The sequence below is a fragment of the Butyricimonas sp. DFI.6.44 genome (assembly GCF_022132345.1).
Classification (GTDB): domain Bacteria; phylum Bacteroidota; class Bacteroidia; order Bacteroidales; family Marinifilaceae; genus Butyricimonas; species Butyricimonas muris.
This window is the reverse complement of sequence record NZ_JAKNJD010000006.1, coordinates 17,915-38,611: the sequence shown is the minus strand read 5'-3', so window position 1 is coordinate 38,611 and position 20,697 is coordinate 17,915. Positions and strand designations below refer to the sequence as shown.

Genomic DNA, 20,697 nt, shown 5'->3' with positions numbered 1-20,697 from the left:
TTAGGAGCTGAAAAGCTCAACTTTATGAACCGAGCGAGAAGCGTTTTTAACGCATTTGCCCTGTATTACCGATTCGGATTATCGGGAGTTTTTATACCTTTGTACAAACTGATAGTTATGCAAAGACCGTTTAAATTTACCAAATTCAAACTGATCACGGGGTATATTCTGATACTCCTTCTCGGTGCTATTGCCATCATTTTTATTTACAAGCAGACGATAGCTCTCACGGAGAAAGGGAATGACGAGATTGTCATGCAACAGAAATTATTCATCATCGGCAATACGCTGACAAAACTATACGAGGCAGAGAATACCGGATTGTCTTTTTCCCAAACCGGTTCGGAAAAGAATTTCAACAGGTATATGCAATTGATTCAAGATATCCGGTATAATATGGATACCTTGAAATACCTGTCCATGAGCGAGGAACAAAACATGCGGATCGACACGGTTCATGCGCTTTTGAGCGACCGGATACAGAATTTGAAAGATTTACTCTATGTCAAAAAATACGCTATCCCGGAGGATTTTTACAATAAGACAGTTGAAAAGATTGAATTTCTGAAAGACTCTATCGGCAAAGAACCTGAAATCAAACATCGGATTGTCGCGACAGTGGATAGCAGTAAGATTATTAAAGAAAAGAAAGGGTGGCTCGGCATCCGTACTAAAAGGGATTCCATTTTAAGAGTGGACACGACCTACCACTATTTTGCGGACACGGTCGGGATATCCAATAACACGGATTCACTCATGAACGTGATCCGCGATTCGTGGAGTCAATACCAGCAAGAGAAAGAAGAAATCGATGCAGAGATTTACAAGCGGGAAAAGATTGTCATACAGAGCGGACAAAAGATCACGGAACGTTTGAAACGCATATTAAAAGCCCTCGAAAAAGAGGAAATCGAGCATACCCGTATCCGTTTGGAACAGCAGCAAACAACCACCGAACAGCTTACCCAAACGCTCTCGTGGGTGGCAATCATAGCCTGCCTGCTGGTGGTGTTTTTTGTTATTCTTATCATCAATGACATCAGCCAAAGCCAACGATACAGGCGGGAACTGGAAGCCGCCAACGCTTACACGGAACGTTTGTTGCACAACCGGGAAAAGTTGATGCTTACCGTTACGCATGATATAAAATCACCCCTAAGTTCTATTATCGGGTATATTGAATTACTGAGCAATACACCCTTGGAGGAACGCCAATATTATTTCCTCCGGAACATGAAAGGCTCTGCCGAGCATATATTGCATCTGGCTAATAACCTACTGGATTTCTCCAAGTTGGAAGCCAACAAAATGGAGATTAATACCGTTCCGTACACTCCCGGTCGCCTCCTGCAAGAGATTGCAGACAGTTTTCTGCCCTTGGCCGGAGAAAAAGGATTAGAATTAAGGAGTGATATCAGCAACGCGCTGAACGAACATTTCTTGGGCGATCCCATGAAAGTAAGGCAGATCGTGGTGAATATCCTCTCCAACGCCATCAAATACACTCAAAAAGGTAAGATTTCGCTCTCCGCCTTTAGCCCCGGAACCAACAACGAGCAACTGATGATCGTTATCAAAGACTCCGGTCCCGGCATGACGGAAGAAGAACAGGAACTTATTTTCAAGGAATTTACCCGACTTACACCACAGCACAATAACGGCGCGGAAGGAACCGGATTGGGACTCACGATCACGATGCAACTCGTACACCTGTTAGGAGGAGAACTCTCCCTCAACAGTAAAAAGAGGGAAGGAAGCACATTCACCGTGAAACTTCCTCTCGTGAAAGCGCCCATGCAAGAAACAGCCGCGACAGAACCGGGACAAATCGCTCCCGTTATGCACGAGGGAACAAAAGCCTTCCTCGTGGATGATGATGAATTACAGCTTACCGTCAATTCGGAATTTTTGCGTAAAGTAGGTATTAGCAGCGACACGTGCACCCATCCTCTTGAAGCGCTGTCCATACTCGAAAAAGGGAATTACGACCTTGTTCTCTCGGATATACAGATGCCTGATATGGACGGGTTCGAACTGGTGAAACAGATCAGACAGTCAGCATCGGAAAAGATAAAAGACCTTCCTGTCATCGCGCTGTCGGCACGAGCTGACATGCAGGAGCAGGAGTACCTTGATGCCGGGTTCTCTGCCTACCTGAATAAACCGTTTACCCCGGAACAACTTTACACCAAGGTAAACGAGTTATTGGACTGGGACATCAAAATAGCTCCACCCGCGGGTGAAGACCATGACACGAACGCACCTTTTGACCTAAGTATGATCATGGTCTTCGCCGACAATGATAAGGATGCCGCAAACCAGATCATTCAATCCTTCGTTTCGGATTGTGTCCAGAATTTCCAACATCTTGAGGAACACGTGCAGCAACACGAGATGGAACAAGTCAAGAAACTCGCTCACAAGATGCTGCCTATGTTCAAACAATTGTCAATCAATCAAGTTATACCGCTATTACTCTCCCTCGAGAGAATGGATCCCGAACAAGTGGAAGAAGCACAGGTAGCTGAAACCGTGAGAAAAGTCGTTCAAACGGGGAATGAAGTAATACAGTTGCTTCGGAGTTTATAAAGTTCATAAGGTTCATAAAGTTTATAAAGTTACGGGTGTCCTTCGGACAAAATTAAAACGGCAGCTTGTGCTGCCGTTGATATAATATCTCGTTGATTTTTTTAACTTTATGAACTTTATAAACCTTATAAACTTTACAAACTATAAATCCTCCAACCCATAGTTTTTTAGCTTATTATACAGGGTTTTTCGGTCGATTTGGAGCATCCGGGCAGCCTCGCTCTTGTTATTCCTGCACTTTTGCAGAGCTTCCTTTATTAATTCGATTTCCATCTCCCGGCGGGTACCCATCGTCTTTTCCGGTTCGACAGGCTTTTGTGATAATTCCGGTGGCAAGCATATCTTAGTGATTAATTTTCCTTGGCAAAGCAGGGTTGCCCGTTTCACGATATTACGCAATTCACGAAGGTTACCGGGCCAAGCGTAAGTATTAAATATCCGCATCACCTCATCATCAAATCCTGCCACTTGTTTACCCAATTCTTCGTTCGCCTTGTCAAGGAAATGATTGGCAAATACCATGATATCCTCTTTCCGTTCTCTTAACGGCAAAGCTTGGATGGAAAACTCGTTGAGACGATGGTATAAGTCTTCCCGGAAACGCCCTTCGGCAACAGCTTCTTTCAAATTCTCGTTTGTAGCCGAAATAATACGCACGTCAAAAGGCACATCGACACTACTTCCCACGGGATGTACCTTGCGTTCTTCAAGGGCACGCAACAATTGAACCTGCACGTCATAAGGCAGATTACCTATCTCATCGAGGAAAATCGTTCCCCCGGATGCCGTCACAAAATATCCTTGTTTATCACACGCTGCCCCCGTAAAAGCACCTTTCACGTGTCCGAAAAGCTCGCTCGTGGCAATATCTCTCGGGATAGCCCCGCAATCCACTGCCACGAAAGGCCCGTCTTTCCGGGCACTCGTCAAGTGAATCAGACGGGCTATATATTCCTTACCGGTACCGCTCTCGCCGTTAATTAAAACGGTCATCATGGTCGGTCCCACCAAACGGATATACTCGTACTGCTGATCAGCACTCTCACTTACCCCTTTTATATAAGCGAAAGCCGTTGTTTTAACTTTTGCCTGAACCGGCTTGGCAGGTTCCGTTTCCAGCTTCAACGCTTCCTGCAATTTCTTCAGAATTTCGTCCGGGATAACCGGTTTTGCCACGTAATCAAAAGCCCCCAACTTCATCGCCGTCACGGCTGTCTGAATATCGGCGTATCCTGTCATTAGCAACACCTGTGTCTCGGGTGTTTTCTCTTTAATCAACCGCAACAAATCAATCCCGTCCTTATCGGGTAAACGCAAATCCGTCAGCACAAGATCAAACGTTTCCTTGTCCAATTTTTTCACGGCTTCCTTGTACGAGAATGCATTCTCCACCTCGAATCCCCGTTTCCCTAACCAATTCTTCAACATGATACAGAAAGTCGTATCATCATCAACCACTAAGATTTTTGCCATACGTCGATTATTTTACACACGAAAATAGTTTTAATCGACTAAAGAAAAAAGTTTTTAACGCAATTTAGGAAAAATGGAAATCTCAGCCATAAAAAAAGGGCTATAATTAAGCCCTTTAAATTCCCCTCTTTCAATCTTCTACTTATGGACAAAGTTCCTGTTTTGAACAGACGAACTTAGACGCATGTCCATTCCTTCTTAGTTGTGTATATCGAGTTGCTCGTGCAACCAGCTTTCTTTATTCCGCTTCATGTTCGGGGTCACTTAAAAAGTGCGGTAGTAAAAGTCCCGAAATAGCCATCACGATGAAAAATATGTACGTTACCATAATTCCTCCTTTTTTATCATTCAATCCTTTACTCTTATAATAGAGAATTGTATGCCATATCGGCAAACAGGGTAACACTGCCACTCAGATATCTAATTATCAATGATATGCTATAAAACTACAATTCCCCGTGGAATGTATTCCATGGGGAATTATGTGGAAAAAGTGTAGAAAAAGACTACAATTTCAACAAGCGTTTTTCAGCTTCCCGAACGGCAGAAATATCCCACGCGGCTATTCTTTCGTCAAACCTGTCCTTTATTTTGTTCAGACAAAGATTCCCGATACTCCCCTCGTGCGTGTGATGAATCTCACGCGTCCCCGCGTGATACTCCCCCTGTTGGACTTGCATTCCTATTTTTCGATAGGCTTCCCGAAAAGGTACTCCCGCCATCACCATTTCGTTTACATCTTCCACGGAAAAAATATACCCGTAGCGGGGATCTTTCAGTATATCCCGTTTTAACGCCATGTCTTTCAGCACGAGATGAGCCATAAAAAGACAATCGTTCAATTCACGGAACGCGGGTAAATATAATTCCTTCGTTAATTGCATATCCCGGAAATAACCGGAGGTGAGATTCCCGCACAACATTGCCATTTGGGTTGGCAATGATTGTAAGCGATTACACTTCGCCCGAATCAGTTCGAATATATCCGGATTTTTCTTGTGCGGCATAATGCTTGAGCCTGTCGTGTATTTATCCGGCAGATGCAGAAAACCGAAATTTCCACAGGCAAACAGACAGACATCGGCAGCCAGCCGCCCCAAAGTTGTCGCCACGGCAGCCAACCCGAACAACACGTTCTTTTCCATCTTTCCTCTTTGCATCTGAGCGTACACGACGTTATACGCCAGATCGGCGAATCCCAACAACCCGGTTGTCATTTTCCGGTTCAAGGCTATCGACGAACCGTAGCCTGCACCCGACCCGAGCGGATTGGTATTTACCATATCGTACGCCGCTTTCAAGAGCAACAAATCATCTGCCAACGATTCGGCATAAGCGCCGAACCACAACCCGAATGAAGAGGGCATCGCTACCTGCAAATGCGTGTATCCCGGTATCAGTATATCCTTGCTTTCCTCCGCCCGCTGTATCAACAAACGGAACAAGCGTTCCACGCTTTCCAATGTCTCGAAAATCGCTTCTCGCGAAAACAATTTCAAATCAAGTAATATTTGATCGTTCCGGGAACGTCCCGTGTGGATCTTTTTTCCCGCATCCCCACATTCCTCCACCAGCATCAATTCTATTTGCGAGTGTACATCCTCAACCCCTTCTCCTATCACAAACTCCCCCTTTTCCACCCGTGCATGAATACCGATCAATGCCTTTCGTAGTTGTCTGTATTCTTCGTCACTTACCAAACTCACGTGATGTAACATTTCCAAATGTGCCAAACTCCCCGTCACGTCAGCTTTCGCCAACATCACGTCCAATTCCCGATCTTTCCCGATGGTGAATGATTCGGTAAAATTGTCTACATCGTATCCTTTATCCCAAAGCCGCATGAATTTTAGATTTTAGATTTTAGATTAAACTCCTCCGTCGGCTACGCCGCCAAGTGAGCCCGGAAGCCGATCTCGAATGCGAGAGAAACAACCTGTAACTTGCCGCAGGCAAATGCAACTTGCAACCTGCAACTCGCCGCAGGCGACTATAAACAGAGGAGGAGCCAGAATAGTCTTTCGCTTCGGAAATCTTTTCATTTTCAATTTTCAACTTTCAATTTTCAATTATCAATTATTATCCCGTCCAATATTCGAACAAACATTTCTATTCCTCGCTCTATTTCATCCAAGCGAATATATTCATTCGCCGTATGGGAACGGGCACTATCTCCCGGACCAATCTTCAGTGAGGTGCATGGAATCACAGCTTGATTCGAGGTCGTGGGCGAACCGTAGGGTTCTAATCCCAACTCCCGACAACGCCGAACGACCGGATGCTCCGCGGGTACCGATGATGAATCGAGGGAGATAGAGCGGGGGGATACCTCGCATTTCACGTGGCGACGGATTGTATCAAGTATTTGTAAGTTCGTGTAAAGTTCATTTACCCGTACGTCCACCATGAAACGACAAGTCGCGGGAACCACGTTATGTACCGTTCCCGCCTCAATCCCCGTAACGCTCATCTTTACCGCTCCCAATAGTTCCGACACCCGTTCGAAACGATAGGTGCGAAACCATTCTATATCTTGCAATGCCCCGTAAATAGCATTCACGCCTTCCTCCCGTGCAGCATGTCCTGATACTCCCGCAACATGGCAATCCAATACCATAAGACCTTTTTCGGCTATCGCGGGACGCATTCCGGTAGGCTCGCCCACGAGGGCAAAATCAATTCTCCCCAATTCCGGGAATACGCGTTGTATTCCCCCGGCTCCCGTGTTTTCTTCTTCCGCGGAACCCAAATACACCAGATTATACGCTTGTGGCTTTCTGTTCAACATGATGAACGCTGCCAACATGGACACGATACTTCCGCCCGTGTCGTTACTTCCCAAGCCGTACAATTTTCCATCCCTTACCGTCGGGGTAAACGGATCGGTATCCCATGCCCCACCGGGACGTACCGTGTCCAAGTGTGCATCCAGTAATAACGTGGGTTTCGCCGCGTCGAACTCCGGCGAGCGACTCCACACGTTATTACCTTGACGATGCACGTCGAACCTATATTTTTGCAGTATTCCGGTTATAACATCTGCCACTTGCCCCTCCTCCCCGCTAAAAGAGGGGATGGATATAATCCGTTTTAATACTTCTATTGCCTCCTTTGTATCCATTATTCTTCTCCGGTTATTCGAGTGCCTGCCTCGGGATTATCCAATTCATCGGGATGAACCAATCGCACGGATTGTACTCCCGCGTGTATTGCAACAAATGAATATTCCAATTTTGGAATCATTCCAGCATGAATACGTCCTTCCTGTCTGAGTTTGTCATACATAACGGGAGTCAAACGAGGAATCACGGAATTTTCATCTTCCATATCTCTTAATACCCCACGTTTATTGAAACAATAGATTAATTCGACTTCTACGCGGGAAGACAAGGCTTTCGCGACAGCCGATGCGATTCCATCGGCATTGGAATTTAATAATCCTCCCTGCCCGTCACACGTAATCGGTGACAGGACTGGCACAATCCCACGTTGGAACAACAATTCCAATACAGTACTATTTACATGTACAACATCTCCCACATGTCCCCATTCTACTCCTTCTTGCACTCTCTGTTTCGCACCCACCAAATTCATGTCACAACCGGATAACCCGCAAGCGTTTACACCAAGTGTCTGCAACCGGGCTACCAATATCTTGTTCACCCACCCGGCGTATGCCATCACGGTTACACGCAACATCTCATCGTCTGTTACCCGACGCCCGTCAATCATCCGGCAGGGTATTCCCAAACGTTCTGCCAATTGTCCGGCAAATATTCCTCCCCCATGCACAATCATGAAAGGAGGTTCTATTTTCGCCAGTTTCCGACAGAGCAGCTCCAACCGCCCCTCGTCTTCCAACAATGCCCCGCCAACTTTTATTACTTTGTATCTCATGTCGCATTCATTTTCAATTTTCAACTTTCAATTTTCAATTGCCTTTAAAGCTTTCCGTGAAATAATCCACTTCCTTCTTTCTCATGCACAACGGGGGAAGTAACCGTAATGTATTTTTCCCGCTGTATCCCGTGATAATCCTGTAATTCGCCAACAAGCGGCGACGGAATATAATATGCGGAATATCAATATCCACTCCTATCATCAATCCCTTTCCCCGTACTTCAATTACCCCGGGCAATCCTCTCAGTTGTTCGGCAAAGTATTCTCCGACCTGCAAGGCGTTCTCTATCAGATTTTCACGCTGTATCACGTCCAACACGGCAATGGCCGCGGCACACGCCAAGTGATTTCCCCCGAAAGTGGTTCCCAGTATTCCTTTCCTTGCCTCTATCCATTCGTGAACAAGTACTCCCGCCACCGGGAATCCGTTCCCCATGCCTTTAGCCATAGTAATCATGTCGGGTTTTATCCCGGCATAGCGATGTGCAAAAAATTGTCCGCTCCGCCCGTACCCGGATTGTATTTCGTCAAGTACCAACAAAGTCCCGCGGTTGTTACAACATTCTCGTGCCAATTGTAAAAAAGCAGGTTCCGCAACCCGGATTCCTCCCACACCTTGGATTCCCTCGATGATAACAGCCGCGTACTCTTCGCTTGCCAATTCCCGTTCGAGAGCTTTCTCGTCATTCAACGGGATAAACTTCACTTGATGCCCCATATTCCACGAAGCCCGTATTTCGGAATTATCGGTCACCGCCACGGCTCCACTTGTTCGCCCGTGAAAAGCCCCGCGCATGGCAAGCACCTTTGCCCGCCCGGTCACGAACGAAGCAAGTTTCAAAGCGTTCTCGTTCGCCTCAGCCCCACTATTACAGAGGAACAGGTTGTAATCCATACATCCCGAAAGGTGTTTCAATTTCTCCTCCAACTCTCCTTGCAAATGATTCTCCACCGAATTGGAATAGAAACCGATCTTTTCCAACTGTTCCGTGATTCCCGCCACGTACCGGGGATGGGTATGCCCGATGGAAATCACGGCATGCCCGCCATAGAGGTCAAGGTATTTGTTTCCTTCCTTATCCCAAAAATACATTCCCTCTGCCCGGACGGGCTCTATATTTATCAGATTATATACTTCAAACATTTCTTGATCATTAAAAATAATTTGCTTTCAATCGTAATCCTGTCATTTCGTCTAAACCGAACATCAGGTTCATATTTTGCACCGCCTGTCCGGAAGCTCCTTTTATCAGATTATCAATCATTGATGTCACGAGCACGTTATCCCCCTCTTTATCCGGATGAATAAAACAATAATTCGTGTTCACAACTTGTTTCAATGACACCGGCTCATCGCTCATGAGTACAAACGGATGTTGCTCATAATACGTTTTATAAAGAGTTGTCAATTCCTCTAACGTGGCTTTACTTTGAAACACAACGTTCACCATAATTCCCCGTGTATGACATCCTCGCACGGGCACAAAAGCGATATCGAGTTCTGTTTTTGCTCCCGCCTCCTGCAAGGTTTCCCGAATCTCGCCCAAATGCTGATGCGTGAAAACCTTGTACACGGATAAGTTCTGCGCCCGGTTACTGTAATGCGTTTCTTCTGTTGGCCGTTGCCCCGCACCTGTCGATCCGGTTATGCCGAAGACCGTAATTCTATCTGTCAACAATCCACTCTTCGCGAAAGGCAACAAAGCCAACTCTATCGCAGTCGCGAAACAACCCGGATTTGCAACACGTTGACATTCCATGATCTTGTCCTTATTTAACTCCGGTAACCCGTACACGAAATTACCTGCCGACGCCCGTAAGCGGAAGTCATTACTCAAATCAATCACCCTCACGAATGGCGGTATCTTGTTCTCCGATAGAAAACGGGCAGAAACTCCATGCCCCATACACAGGAAAAGTACATCTATGTCATCAAAATCCAAATCCGTGAAAACCTGTTTTGAATACAACAAATCCCGATGTACCCGTCCTATCGGTTCTTCCCGGTGTGATTCACTCTGCAAATACCGCAATTCCACGGCGGGATGATTCACGAGAATCCGAATCAACTCTCCCGCCGTGTACCCGGCAGCACCTGCTATTCCAACTCTTATCATGACAATCAGTTTATAAAGTTCATAAAGTTTATAAAGTTCATAAGGTTTACAAGGTTTTAATAACTCACGAGATACCATATCAACGGCAACACAAGCTGCTGCTTTAATTTTGTCCGAAAGACACCCATAACTTTATAACTTTATGAACCTTATAAACTTTATAAACTCATTTATTAACCGCCTCGTGTATTCTCAACGGCATTGACAATATTCGGGTAAAGCCCTTCACGTCTTCCGCTGTCCACGCGTTGTTTTCCTCCCCGTATCTGGCAAAAGAAGCATTCATTAGATCATGCGGAGAATGGCATCCCAACAAATCAAAGTGATAGGGACGCATCAATACCCGTACTTCACCCGACACGCTACGCTGCGAGTGTTCCAGAAATTTCTCGATATCCCGCATCACCGGTTCCCCGTACATCGCCTCGTGCAGAAACATCCCGTACCAGTTACCCAATTGCTCCTTCCAGTACGACTGCCACTTCGTCAACGTGTGTTTTTCCAGTAATTCGTGCGCCTTGATAATAATTAACGGTGCAGCAGCCTCGAAGCCCACGCGACCTTTAATCCCTACAATCGTGTCGCCCACGTGCGTATCCCGCCCGATAGCCCAAGGAGCAGCCAAGGCTTCGACCGCACGGATAGCCTCGATTTTATCAGCATACGTTTTCCCGTTCACCGCACACAATTCCCCCTGTTCAAAGGCGAGAGTCAATTCCTCTTCCCCCACCCGCTGCAACGACGAGGGATAAGCCTCTTCAGGCAACGACCGATCGGACGTCAGAGTTTCCCGCCCACCAACGGAAGTACCCCAAAGTCCTTTATTTATGGAATAAACCAATTTTGTCCAATCACGTTCCACCCCCTTTGCTTTCAGATAAGCGATCTCGTCCTCCCGGCTCAATCGTAAATCACGAGTCGGCGTGATAATTTCCATATCAGGAGCGAATACCGAGAAACAAAGATCAAAACGTACTTGATCGTTTCCCGCCCCGGTACTCCCGTGTGCTAACGCATCGGCACCGATTTCCTTGGCATATCGCACGATTGCCAACGCTTGAAATGTCCGCTCGGAACTTACCGAAACAGGATAAGTTTTGTTACGCAACACGTTCCCGAATACCATATAGCGAATACACTGTTCGTAATATTCGCCCGTTACATCGAGCGTCACGTGACGTTTCGCCCCAAGGGCGTACGCTTTTTCCTCGATCACAACCAACTCTTCCGGCGAGAACCCGCCCGTGTTGGCAATCGCCGTGTAAACCTCAAGCCCCAGTTCATCGCTCAAGTATTTCACACAGTAGGAGGTATCCAATCCTCCACTATACGCTAAAACAACTTTTTTCATTTTTCTGTTATTTACAAACGACAAACAACTCCCCCGTATTCCTGCTTTCCACCGGGATGATTTCCCGGTGCCTTAAAAGCAGCAAGCATAACACTCACCACCCGACGCAATTTTCGGAAGATTCTACCGGGTAGGTTCCCGCTCTTTTCCCCCGCCGCATCCCGAACACGGGCATGTACCTCCGGATCATAAATCATTCCCGTGCAAAGGCATTTTGTCATATTTGTCCGTTGTAAGATATCGTAATTTACGCATGATTTGCAACCAGCCCAAAACTCCTCGTCATCGGTCAACTTGGCAAAAGTAACAGGCACGTAACCCAACGAAGTATTGATACGCATCACTTGCTCGCCCGTGGTCAGACCAAACAATTTCGCCCGCGGGAATCGCCTTCGCGACAAATCGAAAGCGGCTTTCTTGATGCGTTTTGCCACTCCCAATCCCCGGTATGCCGGTACAACGATCAACCCGGAATTAGCCACGAATTTCTGGTGTCCCCAGCACTCGATATAACAGAAGCCCACGAACTCTTCTCTGTTCAAAGCAATAATCGCCTTGCCATCCCGGATTTTCCCGGCGATATACTCGTTCGTTCTTCTTGCTATACCTGTTCCACGCGCTTTTGCAGCGTTGTCAATCGCGTCATTTATCGCCGTCACGTATGACAGGTGTTTCTCGGACGCAACCAATACTTCAATCTTCATCTTCGTACAATTTAATCTAAATCATTCAAATCATTTTCCGTTTTCTCTATATGCATATTTATTTATTGAGTTTGCAAATATATGCATTAATATTCCAAACAAACAAGTATTTATGCCATTTTTTTGAAGAAAAATAGAATTCTCTTGCACGACATTATAAATCAAACGCTTCCAAAACAACCAAGCGTCACGTGGACACTTTACAGAGAATCTCTCGGGAATCACAAAATATTAGCCTCGCTTGACTATTGGATAAATATGCATAAATATAGACCAATAAAACTTTCTTACTTTCTCGTGCATGGAAATTCATCAAAATTCCGTAATATTGTGTTTTGTAATTAGAACGATGAAATATGTATAGAATTTGCTTCTTTCTGGTTCTTATCGGTCTTCTGATCGGTTGCGAGGACACATCAGTCCGACCGTCGCCCCCATCTCGTACCTACGAGCGCATCAACACGTTCACGAAAGACAAGATGACAGACCAGTATTTCTGGGCAGATGAAGTCAAGGATAAAAAGATAGAAGCAGATTTGGATCCGTTAACCTATTTCGCCAACATGAAATACGAGAAAGATCCATGGTCACGTATCACTAAATCACAGGGATTCGGTGAAATTGCCGATGCCAGCGGATACGAAAACGGATTCGGTTATCATCTCAATTTTTGGGAAGACAAGGGGTACATCATTGCCGAAGTGAATTTCGTGTATGACAATTCTCCGGCAGCAAAAGCAGGAATAAAACGAGGCGACCTGATTACCCGAATGGACGGTAAGAAGATTACCACGGAAAACTATACAAATCTTTATTACAAGAGTGTTTTATCTATCGGGTTGTCCGAGGATGAAGTATCGGAACCTTACAAGACGATAGAACTGACCTCACAGAATTTTACTATCAATCCTATACTCGCGTACGGCGTTATCGACCACGAGGAACGTAAGATCGGTCATATCGCGTATTCCAGTTTCGTGTACCGTAACACCACTTCACTACTTCAATTGAACAACGTTTTCCAAAAACTAAAAGAAGAAGGTATCGAGGAATTAATTCTTGACTTGCGTTATAATTCCGGCGGATATATGCTTGCTGTTAAACGCTTGTGTTCACTTATAGCCCCGGAAAGTGTCGTGGAAAGTGAAGAAATTCTGATACACAAAAGATGGAACGACGTGTATCAAGAGAAATATGCAGATATACCGGAACAACTGGAAGAACGTTTCGACAAAACGGTTCCCGCCGATTCCCGCTTGAACTTATCGCGCTTGTGGGTAATTACAGGAAAAGAAACCGCATCAGCTTCTGAATTGCTTATCAGTGCTTTATCTCCTTACATGGAAGTTAATGTCATTGGTGTTCCCACTGTCGGGAAAAACATGGGAGGTATCACGTTTACCCCGACGGAAAGTGACCTGCAAGGTTGGAATATCACGTTGATATCCCTGCTCTACACGAATAGCCGCGGCGAATCCGTACGTGGAGGTATTCAACCGAAAGAATACATACCCGAACCATTCCCGCACCGGTATGAACTGGACGATGTAAACGATCCGTTGCTTGCCGCGACTCTCGCTCTGATTCCCGGGAAAACTCCGGTAGTATTAAAATCCAGAAGTATGTCCGTAGAGAAATACAACCGGATCATTCCCGAAAAAGCCTCATCCGTCGTGATATTCGAAGACCACATTACTTCCTTTTGACAAGAGCGCCCCGTCCACTTACATCTTTTTTCGTGATACGGGGATTGCCGTCATACATAAGCAATCCGGCCGATGACAATTGCACTTCCAGCGTGCCCGACACGTATACCTCTGCTTTGGCTGCCCCGCTGACTCCCGCTTCGCAATCGGTTACCCGTAAATCCCACGCTTTTAAAGTTGCAGCGGAAGAAAGTTCCAGTTCCAAGTGATCGACCGCTCCCTTCAATTCCAATTTTGCGGCATTAGAGGCTTCCACGTCTAACTCTTTTCCTTCTACTTCCAATTTCACGACTGCTGCCCCGGAAGCATTTATATCCAATTTATTCACTTTCAACGGGGAACTTCCGATTAATCTTGCCGCCGATTCCACGTTAATATCAGTTATATCGGGCGCCGCCACGGATACATTCATAGCGGTAAAACTACGAATGATGACATTAGGATCAAGGAACACGTTTAGCTGACCGTTCTTTATTTCCGTTTTCACGTACGAGATGATATTATCATCCGCTTCAATCGTGATCCCGAATTCCGTACCTTGTTTGAGGTACAACGTGATTCCCTGCTGCACGGAAACTTTCGTGAAAGATTGTTTGGCATCCCGTGCCTGTACTAAAAGATACCCTGTTCCTTTAATTCGTTTGACTTGCGCGACGGCAGTCCCGACAATCAATAACGCTAATAGTAATAATAAGTTTTTCATGGTGTTTAGTTTATCAGGTTCATAAGGTTTGTAAAGTTTATAAAGTTCATAAAGTAACGGGTGTCCTTCGGACCGTGCTTATCGGCAGCTCAAGCTGCCGTGGACAAAGCGCCCCGCAGGGGTCTATAAACCTTATAAACTTTATGAACTTTACAAACCTTACAAACTATTCTAATTTTCCCAACGATTTCAAATACTCCGTTTCACAAACCTTCAAAGCCGCTTTGGCATCCACCCAGTCACTCCATGCTTGTTGCCATTGCGCTTGAGCCTCAAGAAGATTGGTCAGACTCTCCATGCCGACGTCATATTGGTTGCGGGAAACTTTCAAGTTTTCCTCCGCCTGTGCCAGAGCCGACCGGGTAAGGTTTACACGAGTCTGGGCGTCGCTCAATTTAAAACGATTACCGGATATCTCCAGTTGCATCATTTCGCTCATCCTCTCTTTATTCAAACGGGTAATCTCTTCCTCGGCTTTCGCTACCCGCACTTTGTTACGTCCTTCCCCCCAGTTGAAAATCGGTATTTGAACCGAAGCCATAGCACTGAAAGAGGCAGAGTTGGAATTATCACCGTTCAATTTTAAACCGCCCCCGTAACTGTAACCTGCCATAACACCCACTTGCGGAAGGAAATCGGAACGGGTAACATTCACCTCTTTACGCTTCATTTCAACCTGTTTCTCAAGCATATTATAATCGGGACGCTGACTAAGTTCATCCGGTAATGACAAAATACCCGGTGTTATTGTCCCCGAAAGAGTATCGGTCAATTCCAAAGAAGTATTCAACTCCAACCCGATCAAACGGCACAGATTCATGCCTGCCAGCGTCCGACCGTGTTGTGCTTGTTGCAGTTGTAACAAGGCATCGTTGTGTTTCACTTGCGCTTTCAATACATCATTCAACGGAGCCATACCCGCGTCACGGGCATCCTCTAGGTTTTTCACCAGTTCACCCGTGACCTCTTTGTATTTCCGAGCCACAGAAACCAGCTCCTGCACACGGACATATTGCCAGTAAGCCTGCTCCAGTTCGACAAGCACTTCCGAACGATTGAGCCGGATATTCTCATCCGCCAACTCCTCGCCGAATTTAGCCGCCTGATGTGCCGCCCGTATTTTACCCCCCATGAAGATCGGTTGCTGTAATTGCACTCCCGCCATATATACCCCTCTCATCGAAAGGGTAATCGGGATATCGGGCAAAAAGGCATACTCGTGAAAAAGGGGCTTGCCGTCAGTACCCATGACCGGTTTGCCGTCACCCCCCATGATCACGTTCGGCTGTAACTTGCCGCTCTCGTCCGGCACATAAGTGGGGAGGTATCCCCCGGATAATTTGTACTCCTGTTTTTTTTGATAGTAGAAATACGTTCCCGAGGCAGAAAGACGGGGATAATAGTTCGCCCGGTACTCTTTCTTTGTCCAAATCGCTTTCTCTTTCTGCCGCTCGGCGATGGAGAGTTGTTTGCTGTAATCAAGCGCCATAGCCCGGCATTGCTTCAAATCCAGTTTCTGCTGGGCACGAGATGTCTGAAATGCAGCCAAAAAGATTATTATAATGATACAATATTTCATGATACTATGATTTTAATTTTTCCGCTCCATTTTTATCTTGAAAAAGAGAGAATACAACACGGGCAGGATAACGAGCGTTACTACCGTACCGATAAACAATCCACCCATGATAGTTACCGCCAACGAGCCGAACATATCATCGTTAATCAAGGGAATCATACCGAGAATCGTGGTCATCGCCGCCAGAAACACCGGACGCAAACGGGAAGACGAAGCATCGAGTAAAGCGAGCACTTTATCCTTCCCCGATCGAATCTGGATATCCACCTCATCGACAAGTACAACGCCATTCTTGATCATCATACCGACCAATCCGAGGGCTCCCACGATAGCCACGAATCCAAATTCCTTACCCGCCAGAAGCATCCCGAGCACCACCCCGGTAATGGCAAGCGGCAAACAAAGAATAATCATTAGCGGACGACGGAAGTCCTTGAACAAGGCAATAAGAATTGCCAACACGAGAACGATGCCGAGAGGCACATTCTTGAACAGGTATTGCTTGGATTGCGTACTTGCGAGGTATTCCCCCTGCCATTCCGTGGAATAACCCGGCGGGATATTCAATTGCTCGATCTTGGGCAAAAGACTGTTACGCACGTCGTTTGCCGTGTATCCCGGGGCATTGTTACATTCGGCCGAGATGGAACGCTGCCCGTTGTAACGGCGCACCACGGGAACCTCCCACGAGGCCGTGATACCGTTTGTAGCTTGATTCAACGGGGTAGAACCCGCCACGGCTGTCATCACTTCGTCGGGAGATATCATCCCCGCCATCAGTTCTTTCACCGTTTCAATATTCAACATATTGGTCGAGGGCACCAGACTCCACACCGGAACGTTATTCAACTTTCCGGGACGTTGCCGATCCTTCCCGATACTTTTGATATATATGGGCAAATCATGCTCTCCCTCGTAATACGAACCCACGGGCAACCCGTCGGTCGTTGCCAATAAAGCCAGTCCCACGTCCTCGCGGGAAAGATTCGCCACCCGGGCAATCGGCTGATAGTAGTCCACGTTAAGCACGGGGGTGGTAGGTCCCCAGTTATTCGTCACCAATACCGTGGTCGAATCCTCTTTCATGATCTCCTCCACTTGGGCACAAAGCCTTTTCAACACGGCGGGATCGGGTCCCGTAATCATAAACTGCACGGGAAAATCCATATACATGAGGTTGTACTGCTTCATCCGCACGTATGCCTCCGGGTAATGCTCGGAAAGGTAACGCTGCAAGGTATCGAGATTTGCTTTCAGGGTTTCGGGGGAAGTGAAGTCCACGATCAACTCCCCGTAACTGAGCGCGGGTTCGGCAACCGTACGTACCAGATTGTAACGTGACGGGGTTCCCCCAAGACTCGTGGTTACGGTCGTGACTTCCGGTTGACTTGAAAGGTAACTTTGTATCGACGCCAGATCACGTTTCACCGTTTGAGGGTTCGTACCGTATGGCATCTTGTATTCTATATACAATTGATTGTAACTCAAATCGGGGAAAAAGCCCTGTTGTATGAATCGGAACAAATATACACTGACGGCAAGTACAAGAATCACCCCGCCAAGTACCCACACCCGATGGCGTACCGAGAATTGCAGCGTGGAACGAAACGCCCGGTACGTCCGGGTACTGTACATCTTCTGCTCGTCCTCCACCTCGCCCGGTTTCACCCGCAAAGCCCGATCGGCTTGGATTGGCACGAAAGCGAGGGCAAGAATCCAACTCAACCACAGGGAAACTGCCAGCACGATAAACAAATCCCGAACGTATTCGCCCGTCGTGTCGGGAGAAAGGAATATCGGCAGGAAAGTCAAGATACCGATTGTTGTAGCCCCGAGTAACGGCCAAGCGGTCTTCTTCGTGATATTAACCAGCGCAGCGGGTTTCGGGATTCCCTTCTTCAAATCGACCAGAATACCGTCCGTTATCACGATAGCGTTATCGACAAGCATTCCCATCGCCACGATAAAAGAAGCGAGCGAAACCCGCTGCAACGTACCGTGCATCATGTATAACACGAGCAACGATCCTAAAACCACGATCACCAATCCTGTCCCGATAATATATCCGCTCCGGAAACCCATGAAAAGCATCACGACAAGAATCACGATAATCACCGATTCGATCAGATTGACCATAAACACGTTAATGGCACTCCGTACTCTGGCAGGCTGAAAGAAAACCTTCTGGAAATCTATCCCCGCCGGAATAATCTCTTGTTTCAATTCTGCCAGCTTGTCATCCACTTTTTTACCCAGTTCGAGAATATTTCCCCCGGTTTCCATGGCAATGGATATAGCTATTGCCGGTAAAGTATCATATATCAAGCCTTCCCGCTGGGGTTCCACGTATCCTTTCGTGATTTGCGCCACGTCCGAAAGTCGTATCTGATCCTCCTCGTGCCCTTTAATAAGCAAGTTCCGGATGTCGTCGATCGCCTTATACGCCCCGTTCACGTTTACACGTACCCGTTTCTCCCCGCTGTCGAAATAACCGGAGTACACGGTTTTGTTCTGTCCGTTGAGCGTCATGATTATCTCTGCCGGGTGAACTCCCATGTTTGCCATCTTGTCTTCCAAGAACTCGACATTTATACATGATTGCCGTTCCCCGTACACGTCCACACTGCTCACCCCGTCAATATCCAGCACGGAACGCCGGACGAGTTCGGCGTAGTCGGACATCTCCTGATAATCAAAACCGTCGGACGTCATGGCATAAAACATACCGTACACGTCCCCAAAATCATCCATAACAATAGACGGTTGGGCACCATCCGGGAGTTGGGATTGTACACCCATCACTTTTCTTCGTAAAATATCCCACTTCTGCTGCAATTCCGCTAACGGAACCGTACTGCTCAACTCCACCATAATCTCCGACACGTCGTCCATCGAACGAGAGGACACGTGGTCCAAATCGCCCATGGAACGAATCGCTTTCTCCAGTACGTCCGTCACTTCCAACTCCACTTGATAGGCAGAAGCCCCCGGATAGGCCGTCACCACCATAGCCTGCTTCACGGTAATCGCCGGATCTTCCAACTTACTCATCGTGAAAAACGAGTATATTCCCCCCACTACCAAAACGAAAACGAAGAAGTAGACAAAAGCTCTATTCTTTAATGCATATTCCGTAAAGTTCATAATATATTGTTGCTAGGCAACGTTGCAAGTTATCAGGTTGCAAGTTGCAAGTTAATTTCAAACTCCCTCCCCCTTCGGGGACTCCCTCTATAAACAGAGGGAGAACTAAAATACTCACCGTCTTCGGTAAGATTCACCGCTCCTCCTCTGTTTAGAGTCGCCTGCGGCGAGTTACAGGTCGCAAGTTGCATTTGCCTTCGGCAAGTTACAAGTTGTTTCTCTCGCGTTCAAGACTGTATTCCAGCTCCTCCTCTGTTTATAGAGGAGGAGGCGGCTATGCCGACGGAGGAGTTCAATCTAAAATCTAAAATCCTTAAATCTAAAATTAAAGCAGTCCTCCCACGTTGGAAGAAGACACGGGAGTCAATCGCCGTACTTTCTGTCCGTCTTTAAGAGTATTGGTTCCTGCCGAAACAATCACCGTCCCGTCCGACAGATCGGATTCGACAATTACCTGTCCGTCCTTATGCAGTTCCACAATCTGAACAGGATGCATCCCCACGACCTCTTTCGCGGTGTCATACACCCATACATACGACTTATTCTCTTTCTGGAAAAGGGAAGAAATGGGAACAACAGCAAGACCTGCTTGCCCGGGAGTAAAACGAATCGTCACGCTAACGCTCATCCCTGCCGCCAGACTCAGATCGGACTCCGGTTTCATCCGGAAACGTACCTTGAACAATTGATTGTAATTCGCCTGTTGTGTCATATCCAGCAATTCCAAAGGAATCTTTACCCCCGGGTACACGTCCGCCTCGCAATAAAATTCCTCGAAACTCTCCCGACGGATAAAATCACTGGAAGGTATATCTATATTTACCTCGTAGTAATCATTATTAATCATGGACAACACGGGAGTCCCCGTGTTCACGATCTCGTGGGCATCGAAAAATTTCTTTTGAATATACCCGTCAAACGGGGCTTTCAGTTTCGTATCATTCAAGGCATTCAAGTGGGCATGATACAATGCCGCGATTCGTTGCTTCGCTGCAACCGCCTTGTCATAATCATTTACAGGGACACTTTTCCGGTGATACAACTCGATCACCCGATCCGATTCTCCCGTCACCTGCTCGTACTCCGCCTTCGTGGCGTCATACTGCAACTTGTAATCCCTAGGGTCTATCTCTGCCAGCACTTGTCCCTTCCGCACATACTCTCCCACCTCTGTGTTGAAACGTAAAATAGGACCCGCTACCCGGAAAGCCAGCTGCACGTCGGAAGCCGCTTTTATCTTCCCCGGAAAAGTCGTACTACTCTCCCCTTCATACTTCTGCACCTCCGCTATCTTTACCAGTTGCGCTATCTCCAAACCGGGCGTAGCCCTACGGCAGGAAAATACGAGCAACAAAAGTCCCGACACGGAAGCCCATTTCAATACCGAAAACACTGTCTTGTTCATATATATGTCATTTAAATCGACTATAT

At 46.7% G+C, this 20,697-nt stretch carries 14 protein-coding genes; 2 read left to right on the top strand and 12 right to left on the bottom strand.

Annotated features, from left to right (window positions below):
• Positions 1–117 precede the first annotated feature (117 nt).
• Positions 118–2,589, top strand: a complete 2,472-nt coding sequence (locus L0M98_RS09475) for a hybrid sensor histidine kinase/response regulator (protein WP_227215801.1) — start codon at positions 118–120, stop codon at positions 2,587–2,589.
• A gap of 141 nt (positions 2,590–2,730) precedes the next feature.
• Here L0M98_RS09475 and L0M98_RS09470 read toward each other — a convergent pair whose 3' ends face one another.
• The 8 genes from L0M98_RS09470 to L0M98_RS09435 all read right to left on the bottom strand — a co-directional run bounded on the left by L0M98_RS09470 (position 2,731) and on the right by L0M98_RS09435 (position 12,134).
• Entirely contained in the window at positions 2,731–4,062 is a 1,332-nt protein-coding gene (locus L0M98_RS09470; RefSeq protein WP_099291043.1) for a sigma-54-dependent transcriptional regulator, read from the bottom strand.
• Positions 4,063–4,568: 506 nt separating this feature from the next.
• Positions 4,569–5,906, bottom strand: coding sequence for an argininosuccinate lyase (gene argH / locus L0M98_RS09465; protein WP_227215802.1), 1,338 nt, complete (start codon positions 5,904–5,906; stop codon positions 4,569–4,571).
• Between the two features lie 221 nt (positions 5,907–6,127).
• The gene (locus tag L0M98_RS09460) at positions 6,128–7,183 is read right to left on the bottom strand and encodes a M20 family metallo-hydrolase (protein WP_255723118.1); all 1,056 of its coding nucleotides are present in this window, start codon (positions 7,181–7,183) and stop codon (positions 6,128–6,130) included.
• Entirely contained in the window at positions 7,183–7,959 is a 777-nt protein-coding gene (argB, locus tag L0M98_RS09455; protein ID WP_227215803.1) for an acetylglutamate kinase, read from the bottom strand. Before argB ends, L0M98_RS09460 begins: the two co-directional genes overlap by 1 nt.
• A gap of 34 nt (positions 7,960–7,993) precedes the next feature.
• Positions 7,994–9,106 (bottom strand): aspartate aminotransferase family protein, encoded by a 1,113-nt coding sequence (locus L0M98_RS09450; RefSeq protein WP_227215804.1) that lies wholly within the window; start codon positions 9,104–9,106, stop codon positions 7,994–7,996.
• Between the two features lie 10 nt (positions 9,107–9,116).
• Positions 9,117–10,079: an N-acetyl-gamma-glutamyl-phosphate reductase gene (argC, locus tag L0M98_RS09445; RefSeq protein WP_227215805.1), complete on the bottom strand. Its 963-nt coding sequence runs from the start codon at positions 10,077–10,079 to the stop codon at positions 9,117–9,119.
• A gap of 166 nt (positions 10,080–10,245) precedes the next feature.
• Positions 10,246–11,430 (bottom strand): argininosuccinate synthase, encoded by a 1,185-nt coding sequence (locus L0M98_RS09440; RefSeq protein ID WP_227215806.1) that lies wholly within the window; start codon positions 11,428–11,430, stop codon positions 10,246–10,248.
• Positions 11,431–11,441: 11 nt separating this feature from the next.
• A complete protein-coding gene (locus tag L0M98_RS09435; protein ID WP_099291049.1) occupies positions 11,442–12,134 on the bottom strand; it encodes a GNAT family N-acetyltransferase in 693 nt (230 codons plus the stop codon).
• A gap of 356 nt (positions 12,135–12,490) precedes the next feature.
• Between L0M98_RS09435 and L0M98_RS09430 the strand changes: the two genes are divergently transcribed.
• Entirely contained in the window at positions 12,491–13,840 is a 1,350-nt protein-coding gene (locus tag L0M98_RS09430; protein ID WP_227215807.1) for a S41 family peptidase, read from the top strand.
• Here L0M98_RS09430 and L0M98_RS09425 read toward each other — a convergent pair.
• From L0M98_RS09425 to L0M98_RS09410, 4 genes are all read right to left on the bottom strand, one after another.
• Complete coding sequence (locus L0M98_RS09425; RefSeq protein ID WP_099291051.1) at positions 13,827–14,543, bottom strand: head GIN domain-containing protein; 717 nt, start codon at positions 14,541–14,543, stop codon at positions 13,827–13,829. The genes L0M98_RS09430 and L0M98_RS09425 overlap by 14 nt on opposite strands.
• A 166-nt stretch (positions 14,544–14,709) precedes the next feature.
• Positions 14,710–16,122, bottom strand: coding sequence for a TolC family protein (locus L0M98_RS09420; protein WP_099291052.1), 1,413 nt, complete (start codon positions 16,120–16,122; stop codon positions 14,710–14,712).
• Positions 16,123–16,134: 12 nt separating this feature from the next.
• Complete coding sequence (locus tag L0M98_RS09415; protein ID WP_186974652.1) at positions 16,135–19,266, bottom strand: efflux RND transporter permease subunit; 3,132 nt, start codon at positions 19,264–19,266, stop codon at positions 16,135–16,137.
• A 325-nt stretch (positions 19,267–19,591) separates the two neighbouring features.
• Complete coding sequence (locus L0M98_RS09410) at positions 19,592–20,671, bottom strand: efflux RND transporter periplasmic adaptor subunit (protein WP_227215808.1); 1,080 nt, start codon at positions 20,669–20,671, stop codon at positions 19,592–19,594.
• Positions 20,672–20,697 lie beyond the last annotated feature (26 nt).